The organism is Geminicoccus roseus DSM 18922 (assembly GCF_000427665.1).
Lineage (GTDB): Bacteria > Pseudomonadota > Alphaproteobacteria > Geminicoccales > Geminicoccaceae > Geminicoccus > Geminicoccus roseus.
This window is the reverse complement of the sequence record NZ_KE386572.1, coordinates 789225-804060: the sequence shown is the minus strand read 5'-3', so window position 1 is coordinate 804060 and position 14836 is coordinate 789225. Positions and strand designations below refer to the sequence as shown.

Here is a 14836-nt window from a genome sequence, read left to right as displayed (position 1 = left end):
GTGTCGCCTGCCCTGATCGGGGCCGCCGCGGCCTCCCTCGCGGCGCTCAGCCTATCCGTGGTGGTGGCGGTCGTGCTGGCGCATCTGGCCGAGGAAGGCGACCTGATCCGGCGCATCCGCACCGTCATGCATCCCCCCGCCAAGGGGCAGCCGCCGGCAGCGGCATCGCTGGCCGTCAGCGTCGCCAGCATGTTCGCCCATCTGGGCGAGGCCCTGCGCGGCACGCGCCTGGTTTCTCCCCAGGACCTGGCGCAGCTCGAGCGTGCCATCGCGGCGGCAGGCTTCGATCCCAGGCGCGCGGCCTCGGCGTTCATCGGGGTGAAGATGGTGGTGCTGCTGGGTTGCCCAGTCGCGGGCTACCTGCTCGGGCTCCTGATCACCAGAACCGCGCTGGCGCATCTGATGGTCGTCGCCGTGGCCCTGATCCTGGGCGTGTTCGTCCCGGGCTTCGCGCTGCGCCTGTTGCGCCGCCCCTATCTGAAGTCGCTGCGCAAGGGGCTGCCGGATGCGCTCGACCTGATGGTGGTCTGCGGCGAGGCGGGGCTTGGCCTGGAGTCGGCGGTGAACCGGGTGGCGCGGGAGATGGCGCAATCGAACGCGTCGGTGGCACGGGAATTTGCAGTCCTCAGCCAGGAACTGCGCATGCTTCCCGATCGCCGGGAGGCGTTGATGCGGATGGGGGAGCGGACCGACCTGGAGGGCTATCGCCGGCTCGGGTCTACCCTGGCCCAGGCCCTGCGCTATGGGACGCCCTTGACCCATGCGCTGCGCGTGCTGGCGGCCGAGATGCGCCAGGAGAGGATGGTGGCGATGGAGGAGAAAGCGGCCCGGCTGCCGGCCCTGCTGGTGCTGCCGCTGATCCTGTTCATCATGCCGAGCCTGTTCATCGTCCTGATCGGCCCCTCCATCCTGCAACTGATGAACAATCTGTGAGTCCGCCCATGGTGTTGCCGGCCCGTCGGCGCGTTGTCGCCGTTCTGATTTCCCTGGCGATGTCTGCCTGCGCCTCTTCGGAACAGGCGGCGCTGCGAGAGCCTGACGATTCATCGCGGATGCGGGTGGCCTCGGTTGCGGAAGCGAACGGCCAGCCGGGGGTGGCGTTGTCGCTCTACGGAATTGAGGCTGGCAACCGCCCGGACGATCCGCAGGCGCAGGCGCGCTATGCCGCGGCTTTGAGGCGCGCGGGCGGGGTGGCGCAGGCCGATGAAGTGCTGAACCAGGCGCTGGGCCGGATGCCGGGCGCCCCGGCGCTGCTGGTCCAGTCCGGACAGATTCGTCTGCTCGCCGGCGACCCGGAGGCGCTTGATCTGTTTGAGCGTGCTTTGGCGGCAGATCCGGACGACGCGGACGCGCTCAGCGGCAAGGCTATGGCCCTGGATCTGGCAGGCCGCCATGCGGAGGCGCTGCGATGGCATGCGGCGGCGGCGACGGCCGCCCCGGACGACCTGCCCATCGCCAACAACCATGCCCTGTCCATGCTGCTGGCCGGCCATCCCGAGGAAGCCATCTCGATCCTGGCGCCGCTGGCGCAGCGCCCGGATGCGCCGGCACGCGTGGCCAACAACCTGGCACTGGCCTATGCGGCGGCCGGCCACGCCGCCACCGCGCGCACCGTAGTGCAGGACCCGGCGGGAGCGCGCCGGATCGAGCGCTATGGCCAACTCCTGCAGCAGGAGCAGACGCGCATGCCATCGTCTCAGGCCTACTCGTCGCCGTCATTGGAGCCCTAGGACCCAGCGGAAGATTGCCGGGATGCTTCATTGCTCTCGATCCTGCCGCACCGATCCGGGCCGGGGCCGCCTGCATGAACAGGTGCCCCGGGCCCTGGCCACGAGAAGGCGCGGCCGGTGCTGGTTCGATCAGGCTGAGGAGTCCCCGCATCTCATCCGGGAGCAACGGAAACTCCTGTGATGCGAGGGTCAGGCCCGGACTGCATCCAGGCCCTTCCAGTCGAACTCAATGCCGTGGCCGAGATCGTCCGGCGCCAGGGCGAAGCCGTCTTCGATCACCAGAGGCTTGGCGATGTACTGGTCCAGGCCGAACCCGTGCGCTTCCAGGAAAGAGCGGTTCGGAGCCGCAGCCAGCAGGTGGACGGTGACATCGTGGGCGCCGTGCGAAGTGACCGGAAGATTGAACGCCTCGGCCAGGTGCGCGATCTTCATGAACGAGGTGATGCCGCCGCAATTGGTGACGTCCGGCTCAGGATAGGTGACGCCGCCCGAGGCGATCAGGTGGCGGAAGTCCCAGAGCGTGCGCAGGTTCTCGCCGGTGGCGATCGGCACGCCCCCCTCGCGCACGATCCGGGCATGGCCGGCCACGTCGTCGGGCGAGATCGGCTCCTCGAGCCAGGTCAGGTCGTAGGGCTGGAAGGCGCGCGCCGCGCGGATCGCCTCGTCGGCGCTCCACTTCATGTTGGCATCGACCATCAGGGGAAAGCCGTCGCCCAGATGCTTGCGCATCGCCGCGACCCGCTCGACGTCCTCGGACAGGAGCTTGCGACCGACCTTCATCTTGATGGCCCGGAAGCCGCGCTCAAGATTGCCGTCGGTCTGCTTGAGCAGGTCGTCGAGCGACAGCATCAAGTCGATGCCGCCGGCATAGCACGGCACGCGAGGATCGTTGCCGCCAAGCAGCTTCCATAAGGGCAGGCCCGCGCGCTTGGCCTTGAGGTCCCAGAGCGCCATGTCGAACGCCGACATCGCCAGCACGGTCGGGCCGCCGCGGCCGCCATAGTGGAGGTCCCACCAAAGCTTGTTCCACAGATGCTCGATGCAATCGGCGTCCTGGCCGGCCACCAGCTCGGCGATGTCCCGGGCAAGCACGTCGTGGACGGCGCCACCGTTGCGGCCGACGGTGTAGCTGTAGCCGACGCCCTCGGCGCCATCGGAATCGACGACCCGAGCGGTGATCAGCTCAAAATCACGCATGACGCCGTGGGTGCTGTCGGTGAGCACGGTCGGCAGCGGCACGCGGTAGTAGCCTGGCAGAAGCGATTTGATCGCGGGCATCGCAATGTCCCTTCTTGTTGGTCGTGAGGATTTTCAGTTGGTCTCGACCTGTCCTGCCGATCTTGCCTGCCCGGTCGAGCCGATCCGCGGGGGCAGGCGAGGAGGACCGACTGCCCGGCGGCAGACCGATGAAGGCAAGGCCTGGTTCTCCTGCGCGGGCAGGCCTTCTCCTCTGGCGGCAGGCGGCGAGAAGGCCCCGGCTAAGGGCAGTGGCAGCCGGTCCGTGCGATGATGAGCCTTGGCCTGCCTCGGGGGCCGGGCCGTGTCCCTGGGACAGCAGCGTTCTTTGTGGCGGAACAGGCTTCCTGTTCGAGGCGAACCGCCGGCCGCTGTCCCTCTTCTCCAGCTTGGACGGCTACTCGACATCAGTGGAACCGCTGTCCGGGACGATCATCACGGTGCCAGTCGTGCGTCTTGGGCGGAACGTCCCAACATGTTTCCGGTCTTCCCTGCGGCCCGCCTGCCCATTCATCTCGTGCCGCAAAGTGCGCTGCGCACGCTGCGGAGTCTTTTGGTCAGACCATTATGTAGGGACGCTATTCTTTGAGATCGGCAGGTGTCAACCAACAGATACAAAGGCCAAAGAGTTTTTTCTGTAGGGACATAGCCCCCAGTGCCGCCGGAAGTCCCTTGCCTTTCCATTTTGGTCCGACCAAAAATGATGAGATGGCAGCGGGACGGATGGGAATGAGGGCGGACGACCGTGCTCAGGCGGACAGGACGGCGGCAGATGTCCGGCATGCGCTGGGGGGCGAGCCTGGAAGGAGACTTGCTGACGTCCTTGCGGATGCGATCCTTGCGCTGGTGAAGACCGGCGAGATCGCGCCCGGGAGCTATCTCCCCGCCGAGCGGGATCTGATGCGGCGGTTTGGAGTGAGCCGCGCGGCGGTACGCGAGGCGATCGCCCTTCTCGCGAACCAGGGTGTGCTGCGCACCCGGCCGGGCCATCGACCGAGGGTCCAGGCCGCCGATCTCAGAGTGGCCATCGACACGTTGGGCGGACTGGTCCGCCACCTGGTGAGCGATGAAGCCGGCGTCTGGAATCTGTTCGAAGCCCGCATCTTCATCGAGGCAGCGCTGGTTCGCCATGCCGCCTCGCATGCGCGGCCTGGGGATATCGCCGCGCTGCAGGCTGCCCTGGCCGAGAACCGGGCGGCGATCGGCGACACCGACCGCTTCTATGCGACCGACGTGGGCTTCCACGGGGTGCTGTATCAGATCCCGGGCAACCCGATCTATCCGGCCCTGCACCGCGCATTTGTTGAATGGCTGTCCGAACATTGGGCGCAGATGCCGCGCAGCGTCGAAATCGACCGGATGAACTATCAGGCGCACAAGGCCATCGTGGATTCCATCCTGGACCGCGACCCCGAGGGTGCCGAGCGGATGCTGCGAAGCCATCTTGCTGCGGCGTGGGAATTCGTTCGCGCATCCATTCGCGACCAATAGGAGGCGTCTTCCGCCATCGGGCAACAACGGCCGGGTTCATCGGCTGTGTCGAGTTGTTTGCCTATTGATAGTGGGCGACAGTCCTCGGCCAGATCGATATGGTTCTTGTCGGCTGTGGATGAACCCGGCACTCACAGAGTGATCGACAGAGGGTGCTAGCCGCAAGGTTGAGCCGCGGCATAGGAATTCTCTTCTGCAAGGATTTCCAGTTCTTCTGGAGACGTCAGGTGAGATATCGAGCCGATGGCCTACTATGTGCTTTTTCAGGTCTCGTCGGTGGACCTTGCGTTCCTCGCTTCCGAGGTGGAAGAGGTTCTGCCTTGCCCGCTGCTGCAGAGAATGCCCGGACTGGCTGATTCGGTCGCGGGTCTGTTTCGCCTGGACGGGAACAACGCTGTCGCGCTTCGGCTGGACCGCCTCCTCGGCCTGGCAGAATCGCCCCCTGGACTTTATTCCCCGCTCGTCCGGCTCAAGGCCGCGGCGCCGCCGGTCTGCCTGATCGTCGACCGGGTCTGCGACGTCCTCCCGCTGGGGGAGATGCGGGAAGCGGCCAGGCACCGCAGCTTCAATCAGGTCGTGGTCGGCGAGATCGAGGGGGGCGGGCGGACCTGGCATGTGCTGGACCCGGCCCGGATCCTGCTCCTCGAGGAGCAACTCGCACTTGCCGAATTCGGCGCCCGGGCCGATGAGCGGCTGGCCAGATTGGTGCCTGCGTGAGCCGGCAACCTCACCCTTTCATCAGCGACCCCGACTATCCGCGCCTGAAGCGGCGGATCCTCGGTATTACCGGGCTCAGCTATTTCCTGGACAAGGACGAGGCATTCATCGAGCGGCTACAGCGTCGTCTGGTGGCGCGCAGGGCTTCCGGCTGCCATGCCTATGGACTGCTCCTGGAAGCCGAGAACTATCGCGGCCCAGAAATGGATGCGCTGGTCGAGCAACTCACGATCGGCGAGACATTCTTCTTCCGCTACGCCCAGCAGTTCCAGTCCCTGCGGGAGCGGCTGCTTCCCGAGATGATCGCTCGCAACGCGGCGCACCGGCGGCTGCGCATCTGGTCGGCCGGAAGCTCGACGGGGGCGGAGGCCTATTCCGTGGCTGCGCTGGTGGCCCAGGCGCTGGGCGATCGCCTGCCGGATTGGCAGGTTTCCATCATCGGTACCGACATCAACCGTGCCTTCCTGGCCCAGGCACGCGCGGCAACCTATGGGGCATGGGCGCTGCGCGACGTAACGCCCGCCGATCGCGCTGCCGCTCTGGAGCCGGCTGCTGGCGGCTGGCGGGTGCGTCCCGCTCTGCGCGCGATGGTCGAGTTCCAGCATCACAACCTGATGGATCTCGAGCCGGAGCCGTCGCCCGCCGACCGGCTCATGGACTTCGACATCATTCTGTGCCGCAACGTGATGATCTATTTCGACCAGCCGACGCTGAAGACGCTGGTGCCCAGGCTTGCCTCGCGGCTGGTGGAGCGTGGCTGGCTGCTGGTTGGTCATGCCGAAGCCGGCGAGGTGTTCCACTCGTCCTTCGAGCCGGTGTTCGTGCCGGGCGCGACGCTCTATCGTCGGCGAAGCATCATGGCTGCGCCGGACGTGGCGGTTCGCCCTGCAAGAGCCCAGCCGAGCCGTGAGGAACGGACCAGACGCCGTCCTTTGACGGACCGCTCGCAGGCAGTGATGGCGCCGCAGCCGCTGCACAAGACGGTAGCGGCTGCCGACCAGGCTGGACTCCACCGGCAGGGGGAGGCCGAGGCGCGCTACCGTGCGCAGGTCGCCGCCAGTCCAACCGACCCGGTGGGTCATTATCTCCTAGCTCTTGCTTTGGACCAGGGCGATGCGCCGCAAGCGGCCGAGCAGGCGCTGCGGCGTGCGCTCTATCTCGACCGGCAATTCGCCATGGCTCATTTCCAGCTGGGCACCCTTCTCCGCCGGCAGGGCGACATCGAGGGGGCCCTGAAGGCCTTTGGCAACGCCATGCGCAGCGTCGCTGATCTGGACCAGGATGCGCCGGTGATGCCGGCGGATCTGAGCGCCGCCGAACTGCGTGCCGTGTTGCTCGGGCAGATCCGCTCGATGCGATCCGGTTACTGACAAGGCGCAGGGCGATGAAGGCAGCAGCCTTGGACGGGGATGCGATCGATCCGGTCGGGACAAGAGAGCCCTGCTCCGAGCGCCAGGAGGGGCGCGAGGACGAGCGGGTGCGCCGGATCCTTCAGGAGCGCAGCCGGCAGCTTGCCGGCCGCGGCAATTCCAGCCAGGTCGTCAGGGTTTCCGTCCTGACCCTGGAGGCCGGGAGCGAGACCTTCGCCCTCAAGGTCGCCGATGCCATGGAAGTTGCCGGGATGGGTCTGCCGACAGCCGTGCCGCGCGCCGTCCCGGCTCTGCTGGGCATGGTGGATCGGCGTGGCGTCCTGTGCCGGGTCTATGACCTGCTGGCGCTATGTGGCCTCACCACGGGTCCATCCAGGTCCGGTTCCGGACATCTGGTCGTTCTGCGGGCCGGTGGCGGGCGGGTCGGCCTGCGGGTCGATCGAGCCACGACGATAGCCGAGCTTCCCGCCGCCGATCTCGCGCCGAGCGGCGACGGCGTTCCCGGCATGCTCGGTCGTCACACCCGGGGCGGCCTCAACCTTCTCGATCCTGCGGCGATCTTGAGCCGTGTCGATGGGACATCGCAGCATGTGGTTTAGCATTCGACAGAAGATCCTCGCCACCTTCGGGGTGATCGTTCTGCTGGTCGTGGGCCTGGGGCTCTATCAGCTGGAAATGCTGCGTTCGGTCCACGACCTCAACGAGCGGATCGTCGCCGACGACCTCGCCATCCTGAACGAGGTCAACCAGCTCACGGTACTCCAGCAGAAAGCCCAGTCGGCGGCAGACAGGCTGCGCGATCTGAGCCTTCTTGCCGCGTTGGGCAACCCGTCCGCCGACAGGGCCTCGGTCCTGCGCGACTGGGAGGAGACCTCGGCCGAGTTCGGACGGGTAATCAATGGGCTCCGCACCCGTCTGCAGAATGCCCTGGACGCGAACAGCTCGGCGGACCTGGATCTGCGGGTGCGCCAGCTGGTTTACGAGCTGGCGGGGGCTGTCCACCTGTCCCAGCAGATAGAGCCGATCATGAGGCTCCAGTTCTCGGCCCTCGACACAAACGACTTTGCCGAAGCCGAGGATCGCCATCTCGAAGCCATGGCGTTGCGCGACCAGCTGACCGACAAGCTGGCGAGCGTGCAGGACATCGTCGTCCAGTTCGTGGCCGAAGGTAACAGCTCCATCGAGAGCGCCTACAGCAAGGCGACCGTAGCGCTGATCGCGGCGGTCGCGGGGATCGTGCTGGTCGGATCGCTGGCGACCTGGCTGCTGCAGCGCTCCATCAGCCGGCCGCTCCAGCAGTTCGCCCGCTTCGTCGAGAAGGTCGGATCTGGCGATCTCACCCAGGAGATCGCGCTTGCCGGACGCGACGAGATCACCTCGCTCGGCCGGCATCTGAACGAGATGGTGGTCGGACTGCGGGAACTGGCCAGCCAGAGCCGCGGCGTCGCCGACAGCCTGAACACCGCCACGGTGGAGATCCACGCCTCGACCCAGCAGCAGGCGGCGAGCGTGGAGGAGCAACTGGCGTCCATCCAGGAGACCTCGGCAACCCTCGACGAGATCACCCAGTCCGGAGCGCAGATTTCCAGGCGAGCCCAGGAGCTATCCGAGGGCGCCGAACATACTCTGCGAGCGAGCGACAACGGGCTGCAGGCAGTCGAGAGCACGGTCCTGCTGGTCGAGGCGATCCGGGAGCAGGCGGAATCGGTGGCCGAGAACATCGTCATGCTGAGCGAGAAGACCCAGGCCGTGGGCGACATCATCGCCACGGTCAACGACATCTCCGAGCGCTCGCACATCCTGGCGCTCAACGCTGCCATCGAGGCGGCTGCAGCCGGTGAGCATGGCCGCAGCTTCGCGGTGGTCGCCGCCGAGATCAAGAACCTGGCGGATCAGTCCAAGGAAGCGACCGTGCAGGTCCGTGCGGTCCTGGGCGACATTCAGCGGGGTATCAACACGTCGGTGATGCTCACCGAGGAGGCGGTCAAGCGGGTGGCGTCAGGCAAGCAGCAGACCGATCTTTCGCAGCGGGCGATCAACGACCTGACCGACTCGATCCAGGAAAGCACCGACACGTTCCAGCAGATCGTCGCAGCCATCAACCAGCAGCATATCGGGCTGGAACAGGTGATGATCGCGCTGCGCAACATTCGCCAAGCCAGCACCCAGACCGCCGACAGCACCCGGCAGCTCGATGGCGCGGCGGCCCATCTCAGTGCGCTGTCGACCCAGCTCTCCCAGTCCATCGGGCGATACGGCGTCTGATGGATATCCGAGAGCGGCTCATGATCGCGTTCGACATGGAGTATCGCGAGCATGTGGCCGCGATGCGCCGGTTGTCGACGCCGGCTGCCGGCTCTGCCGAGATCGTGGAGATCTTTCGTCGGGCCCATAGCCTGAAGGGAGCTGCCCGGGCGGTCGATCATGGTGCGATCGAAGCGGTGGCCCACCGGCTGGAATCCCTGCTCGAGCTGATGCAGCGAAGGCTCGTGCCACCCGATGCGGACGCCGTGCGGGTCATCCAGGCCGCTCTCGACACCATCGAGGATGTCGCCGACGATCCCGGAGCGTCCCTGCAGGGCCATGCCGTCCTGAACAGCCTCGACCAGCTGATCGAGGGAGCGAGCGCCGCAAACGCTGCCGAGACACCGCAAGAGGAACCGGCCCCCAGCCCGCCCCCAAGGCTCCAGTCTGGGGCACTGCCGGAACCCTGCCCGGCAGCCCCCGCTAGCGCTCCCGCACCCCCGCCAGACTTGCCGCCATCCAGGCCAGCGCCTGCTCCGAAACTGGCTCGTCCGGCCACCGGCGGAACCGAGAGCCTGCGCGTGCGGGCGGTGCATCTTGACGAGCTGATGGTGACCGGGGGGCGGCTCCTCGCCCAGGTCGGGGAGCAGGCCGACCTGGGCCGGCAGCTTCGGGCATTGCAGGAGGATGTCGTCCAACTTCGCCGGAGCTGGGAGCGGAACCGCCTCGAGCTGCGGCGACAGGGTGCTGTCCCGGGCGCGGAGCGCAACACTCCCCAGGTCGAGGCGCTCGACAAGGCGATCAGCTCGATCGGACGGAGGCTGGGCCAGGCGGTCCGCAGCCAGAGTGCCAGCACATGGAAGATGCGCCGCCTGGTCGATCAGCTCCAGGAAGATGTTCGTCAGGTCCGCCTGGTCCCGGCCGAGGAGATCTTCTCGGGCTTCGGCCGGATGGTGCGGGACCTGGCCCGGCAATCCGGCAAGCAGATCGAGCCGCGGGTCACCGGCCTGGAGATCGAGGCGGACCGGATGATCCTCCAGGCGCTGAAGGACCCCGTGATGCACGTGCTGCGCAACGCGGTCGCCCACGGCGCCGAGCTGCCGGAGGAGCGCGCTCAGGCCGGCAAGCCCCCATCGACGACGATCACGTTCCAGTTGTCGCTGGACGGGACGAGGCTGCGGCTGGTGGTCGCCGACGACGGCCGTGGGATCGACTTTCAGCGGATCCGGACAACGGCTGTCGCTGCCGGCCTGCTGGATGCCGGAACGGCCGACGAGGTGCCGGAGGCGGAACTGGCTCGCCTGCTCCTGCGCAGTGGCTTCTCCACCAGCCCCACCGTCGACGAGCTTTCCGGTCGCGGCATCGGCCTGTCCGTCCTGCAGGAGACCGTGACGCGGCTGCATGGCAGCGTCGAGATCGAGCCGAACCAGCCTTATGGAACACGTCTCGAGGTCAGCCTTCCCGTCTCGGTGGTACGGAGCGACCTGCTTCTGGTGAGGTGCCAGGAGCAGGTCTTTGCCATCCCGTCCCATGCGATCGAGCGCGTCCTGAGGATCCGCACCGACGACATATCAACCCTGGAGGGCCGGGCGGTCCTGCGGACGGCCGACCGCGTCGCTTCGCTGGTGTCGCTTGGCATGCTGCTCGGACTGAAGGACGCGGTGCGCACCGACGGCGGCGGCTTTTGCCCTGTCGTGGTCCTGCATGTCGGTCGCCGTCGTCTGGCGGTCCTGGTGGATGCGCTCGTGGAGATGCGCCAGGCTGCGATCCAGGAGGCGCCCGCTGGCTGTGATCCGGTGGTGGCCGGGACGCTGCTCCTGGAGGGACGTCCGATCATCGTGCTCAGCCCAGCCGTTCTCGCCGACGGTCGCTCGATCGCCACCGGCCCGATCTTCGCGGATGCGCAGGCGCCCCGGGGCCCGCGCCGGATCCTGGTGGTCGACGATTCGATCACGACGCGTACGCTGGAGAAGAGCATCCTGGAAGCCGAGGGCTTTCGCGTACGTCTTGCCGTGGATGGTATCGATGCGTTGGACAGCCTGCGCCGTGAACCGGCCGACCTGGTGATCAGCGACGTTCAGATGCCGCGCCTGGACGGATTCGGACTGCTCCAGGCGCTCAAAAGCGATCCCGCCCTGGCTTCGATCCCGGTCATCATGGTGACGTCCCGCGATTCGCCGGAGGAAGTGCAGCGCGGCATGGAACTGGGGGCCGACGCCTATATCGTCAAACAGGGTTTCGAGCAGCAGGCCCTGCTCGAAACCGTGGCCCAGTTTGTCGAGCCGTGACAAGGATGCCATGACCATAACCGGCAGAAAGGTCCGGGTCCTCGTGGTCGAGGATTCGAAGATCGCGGCCATGCTGCTGGAGCATGTCATCCGGGAAGACGGGCGTTTCGACTTTCTGGGGATCGCCTCATCAGGCGAGGAGGCGCTCGGCATGATCCCGCGCCTTTCGCCGGACGTGGTGCTGATGGATGTCCACCTGCCCGGGATCGACGGGGTGGAGACGACGCGCCGGATCATGCGGATCAAGCCGACGCCAATCGTGGTGACGTCCGCCAGTCTGAACGGCTCGAGTGTCAACGCCACCATGGACGCGCTTCAGGCCGGGGCGCTGTCGGTGATCGACAAGCCGCTCACCACCCGGCGGGAAGAGTTTCCGCGCCTGAGCAAACGGCTGTGCAACCAGCTCATGATCATGAGCCAGGTCAAGGTCGTGCTGCAGCGGCAGCGGCCGGCGACGGACCGGACGCCCGCACCCGTTCCTTCGTCCGGATCGGCCCGACCGCTGTCGGAAACGGTCCCGGGGCAGACGCGACCGGCCGGCGTCCACGCCGCCCGACATCACTTTCGGATGCTGGGTCTGGTCGCTTCGACCGGTGGCCCCCAGGCGCTCGCGAAGGTGCTGGGCGCCCTGCCGAAGGAATACCCGCTTCCGGTCGTGGTCGTTCAGCATATCGGGGCGGAATTCACCGAAGGCTTTGCGGCATGGCTGGACAGCCAGGTGCCGATGCCGGTCCGGCTGGCCCGCAATGGAGAGACACCTGCCCCCGGGCAGGTCTATGTCGCCCCTGGCGGTGCGCATCTTGTCATCGCCGGTGGCATGCTGATGCTGGACAGGGCTCCGCCGCTGGGCGGTCAGCGGCCATCGGGCACGATCCTGTTCCAGTCCATGGCCAATGCCTATGCCGATCGTGCGATCGGGGTGCTGCTGACTGGCATGGGTGACGACGGTGCGGCGGGCTTGCTGGAAATCCACCGCGTGGGAGGGCACACCATCGCAGAGGACGAGTGCACGGCCGTGGTCTATGGCATGCCGGCGGTCGCGGTGCGGCTGGGTGCGGCCCGGTTGCAGCTGCCGCTGGACGCGATTGGCCTCCATATCCTGCAGACCACCAAGAACAGTCGGCCGTCATGAGCGAAACCGCGATCACGATTCTCGTTGTCGAGGATTCTCCGACCCAGGCGCTCCGGCTCCAGATCACCCTAGAGCAGCAGGGCTGGGCGACGGCATGGTCCGCCTCGGCGGAGGAGGCGCTGGAACGGCTGAACGACGAACTGCCCGACCTGATGGTGGTCGACCTGCACCTGCCCGGTATCAGTGGTGACGAACTCACGCGTCGCGTGCGGATGAACATGCGCACGCGCAACCTGCCGGTCCTGATGCTGACCGATTCGGAGAGTGTCGAGGCGCAGCGGCGTGGTTTCGAAAGTGGCGCGGACGATTACGTGCCCAAGTCCTCGCCCAGCGACGTGCTGCTGCTGCGGATCGGCAACCTGTTGCGTGGCCGTTCCGAGCTGATGCCCGCCGGCTCGGGCATGTCCGCATTCCGGCGCGGCCGCACCCTGGTCGCAGTGGATGTGCTGACGGTGGGAGAGGGGCAGGCCGCGGTCGCCGATCGGCTCGCCATGCACCTCAAGCACGATCATCACGACGTCACCGTGCTCGCGTCGCAGGAGGCGGTTCTCACGGCAGTGGCGGCGGAGCCGTTCGACTGCGTGATCGTCGTGATGTCCGACAAGATGGAGGAGAGCCTGGCATTCTGCTCCCGCCTCGACCTGGTGCGGCGCAGGCAGGATCAGCCATTCCACATCATCGCGCTCGACGGGAGTTCCGGCATCCATCAGGTCATGGAGGTGCTGCAGTCCGGCGCCGACGATTTCGTCGATGCCCGCGGAGGGCTGCAGATCCTGAGCGCGCGGATCGGCGCCTATCTGCGGCGCAAGCTGCTGCAGGAGGAGAGTGCACGGATCGCCACCGAGGAACGTGCGCGGCGTCAGGAACTGGAGCAGGCCCGCCAGCTCGTCCGGACCGCGGAGTCCCGCGCCGCCCTCACCGACGCCCTGGAGGAGTCCAACGCAGAGCTCGCCGCCGCGAATGCCCGACTGCGCGAGATCCAGGCGGAGCTGACCGCCGCGCGGGACAATGCCGAGCGCGCGGCGCAGACCAAAGCCGAATTCCTGGCCACGATGAGCCACGAGATCCGTACGCCAATGACCGGCGTGCTCGGCATGGCGGACCTCCTGGCCGCCGAGAAGCTCACGGACACCCAGCGCCACTATGTGGAGACCATCCGGCGGTCGGGCAGCCACCTGCTGAGCATCATCAACGACATCCTGGACTTCTCCAGGATCGAGGCGGGCAAGCTAGACCTCGAGCATATCGATTTCGCGCCGGAGACCGCGCTGGACCATGTGGTCAGCCTGTTGCAGCCCCAGGTCACGGAGCGTGGGCTGGTACTGCGGCAGGAGGTCGAAGCCTCGCCCGGGCTGATCGTGCAGGGCGATCCGACCCGCGTGCGCCAGGTGCTCGTCAACCTTGTCGGGAACGCCCTGAAGTTCACGTCCGAAGGCGAGGTCGTGATCGCCATGCGGGAATGCGCGGTGAACGATGACCAGGTTCGCCTGCGCTTCTCGGTGCGGGACACCGGCATCGGCATTCCGGCAGAACAGCAGGCAAAGCTGTTCTCCGCATTCGTGCAGGCCGACCGGTCGACCAGCCGGCACTATGGTGGAAGTGGCCTGGGGCTGGCGATCTGCAGGCAGCTCGTCGAAGCGATGTCGGGGACGATCGGCGTCGAGAGTTCGGAGGGTGAAGGCAGCCTGTTCTGGTTCGAACTTCCGATGTCGCGTGGGAGCAGCGAGCGGCTGGCCAACATCGAGGGGGCGGTGACGGAGATCCGCCCGCTGCGCGTGCTGGTGGCCGATGACGTGGCTGTCAATCGCGAGTTGGTGGGCACCATGCTCACGCGGCATGGCCATGTGGTGGAGTGTGCGGAGAACGGCCGGGACGCTGTCGAGATGGTCAGTCACGGGAGCTACGATGTTGTCCTGATGGACGTGCAGATGCCGGTCATGGATGGCATCGAGGCGTCGCGGCGGATCCGTCAGCTGCCCAGGTCGGCGGCAGCGGTGCCGATCCTGGCGCTGACCGCGAACGTCATGGCGAGCGAGCGTGATCGTTGTCTTGCCGCAGGCATGAATCGTTGCCTGGTCAAGCCGATCGTCTGGACCGATCTGTTTGCCGCGCTGGCCGCCATCGCTGCAGGGGTGGCTCCGCCGGAGATCGCGGAAGATCAACGGGAGCGGGCCGGAGGCACTGTTGATCTGCTGGAGCAGCCGCTCCTGGATCGGGCCCGTGTCCAGGGCATGTCACAGAAGATGTCGCCGGAGATGGTGCGGCAGATGCTCGGCCGCGGCCTGAGCGGCGCTGCCGACAGCATCGCGAAGCTTCGGGATGGCGCGGGCGATGCCGAGGTATTGTCGAAGGAAGCGCATCGACTGCGTGGCACTGCCGGAACCTTTGGCCTGACCCGCCTGTCGGTCCTGGCAGGCCTGGTCGAGGATGCCAGCAGCGACCCGGCGCGCGGGCGCCAGGGTGAGGTTGTCGCCGAACTGATCGCCCTTCTCGGTTCGGTCCTGGAAGAGACGCGCCACGCCGTCGCGGATGCGCTCGAGGCGTCGGTCGCAGGCTGATCAACCACCGGTCCCGCAGATGGTCTCGGCCATGCTGCCTGGTCGTGCCGACGCTCGACACGTACCGCCA

Annotated in this window: 11 protein-coding genes; 10 read left to right on the top strand and 1 reads right to left on the bottom strand. The window is 67.0% G+C overall.

The genetic code is table 11. The features are described from left to right. Both GEMRO_RS27700 and GEMRO_RS32355 read left to right on the top strand, forming a co-directional pair. Positions 1-933: a type II secretion system F family protein gene (locus GEMRO_RS27700; protein ID WP_051328711.1), complete on the top strand. Its 933-nt coding sequence runs from the start codon at positions 1-3 to the stop codon at positions 931-933. Positions 934-941: 8 nt separating this feature from the next. Next, positions 942-1730, top strand: a complete 789-nt coding sequence (locus GEMRO_RS32355; RefSeq protein WP_157505457.1) for a tetratricopeptide repeat protein — start codon at positions 942-944, stop codon at positions 1728-1730. 189 nt (positions 1731-1919) lie between these two features. Here GEMRO_RS32355 and GEMRO_RS0105085 read toward each other — a convergent pair whose 3' ends face one another. Beyond that, complete coding sequence (locus GEMRO_RS0105085) at positions 1920-3008, bottom strand: mandelate racemase/muconate lactonizing enzyme family protein (protein ID WP_027133143.1); 1089 nt, start codon at positions 3006-3008, stop codon at positions 1920-1922. 687 nt (positions 3009-3695) lie between these two features. On the opposite strand from GEMRO_RS0105085, the gene GEMRO_RS0105080 reads away from it, so the two are divergent. The 8 genes from GEMRO_RS0105080 to GEMRO_RS32345 all read left to right on the top strand — a co-directional run bounded on the left by GEMRO_RS0105080 (position 3696) and on the right by GEMRO_RS32345 (position 14766). Next, positions 3696-4457 carry an FCD domain-containing protein gene (locus GEMRO_RS0105080; protein ID WP_084506568.1) on the top strand — a complete coding sequence of 254 codons (762 nt, stop codon included), beginning with the start codon at positions 3696-3698 and terminating at the stop codon, positions 4455-4457. Between the two features lie 243 nt (positions 4458-4700). After that, positions 4701-5174: a chemotaxis protein CheW gene (locus GEMRO_RS27690; protein ID WP_051328709.1), complete on the top strand. Its 474-nt coding sequence runs from the start codon at positions 4701-4703 to the stop codon at positions 5172-5174. Continuing rightward, positions 5171-6544: a CheR family methyltransferase gene (locus tag GEMRO_RS27685; RefSeq protein ID WP_051328708.1), complete on the top strand. Its 1374-nt coding sequence runs from the start codon at positions 5171-5173 to the stop codon at positions 6542-6544. Before GEMRO_RS27690 ends, GEMRO_RS27685 begins: the two co-directional genes overlap by 4 nt. Positions 6545-6558: 14 nt before the next feature. After that, entirely contained in the window at positions 6559-7143 is a 585-nt protein-coding gene (locus GEMRO_RS32350; protein WP_051328707.1) for a chemotaxis protein CheW, read from the top strand. Further along, positions 7133-8809, top strand: coding sequence for a methyl-accepting chemotaxis protein (locus tag GEMRO_RS0105060; protein ID WP_027133141.1), 1677 nt, complete (start codon positions 7133-7135; stop codon positions 8807-8809). Before GEMRO_RS32350 ends, GEMRO_RS0105060 begins: the two co-directional genes overlap by 11 nt. 20 nt (positions 8810-8829) lie before the next feature. Then, the gene (locus GEMRO_RS0105055) at positions 8830-11076 is read left to right on the top strand and encodes a hybrid sensor histidine kinase/response regulator (protein ID WP_051328706.1); all 2247 of its coding nucleotides are present in this window, start codon (positions 8830-8832) and stop codon (positions 11074-11076) included. A gap of 10 nt (positions 11077-11086) precedes the next feature. Beyond that, the gene (cheB, locus tag GEMRO_RS0105050; RefSeq protein WP_035484774.1) at positions 11087-12208 is read left to right on the top strand and encodes a chemotaxis-specific protein-glutamate methyltransferase CheB; all 1122 of its coding nucleotides are present in this window, start codon (positions 11087-11089) and stop codon (positions 12206-12208) included. Continuing rightward, a complete protein-coding gene (locus GEMRO_RS32345; RefSeq protein WP_051328705.1) occupies positions 12205-14766 on the top strand; it encodes a response regulator in 2562 nt (853 codons plus the stop codon). The genes cheB and GEMRO_RS32345 overlap by 4 nt, the downstream gene beginning before the upstream one ends. Positions 14767-14836 lie beyond the last annotated feature (70 nt).

Coding starts and splice junctions, on each gene's coding strand:
- GEMRO_RS32355 (WP_157505457.1), top strand. CDS start 942: ATGGTGTTGCCGGCCCGTCGGCGCGTTGTCGCCGTTCTGATTTCCCTG.
- GEMRO_RS0105085 (WP_027133143.1), bottom strand. CDS start 3,008: ATGCCCGCGATCAAATCGCTTCTGCCAGGCTACTACCGCGTGCCGCTG.
- GEMRO_RS0105080 (WP_084506568.1), top strand. CDS start 3,696: ATGAGGGCGGACGACCGTGCTCAGGCGGACAGGACGGCGGCAGATGTC.
- GEMRO_RS27690 (WP_051328709.1), top strand. CDS start 4,701: ATGGCCTACTATGTGCTTTTTCAGGTCTCGTCGGTGGACCTTGCGTTC.
- GEMRO_RS32350 (WP_051328707.1), top strand. CDS start 6,559: ATGAAGGCAGCAGCCTTGGACGGGGATGCGATCGATCCGGTCGGGACA.
- GEMRO_RS0105060 (WP_027133141.1), top strand. CDS start 7,133: ATGTGGTTTAGCATTCGACAGAAGATCCTCGCCACCTTCGGGGTGATC.
- GEMRO_RS0105055 (WP_051328706.1), top strand. CDS start 8,830: ATGATCGCGTTCGACATGGAGTATCGCGAGCATGTGGCCGCGATGCGC.
- cheB (WP_035484774.1), top strand. CDS start 11,087: ATGACCATAACCGGCAGAAAGGTCCGGGTCCTCGTGGTCGAGGATTCG.
- GEMRO_RS32345 (WP_051328705.1), top strand. CDS start 12,205: ATGAGCGAAACCGCGATCACGATTCTCGTTGTCGAGGATTCTCCGACC.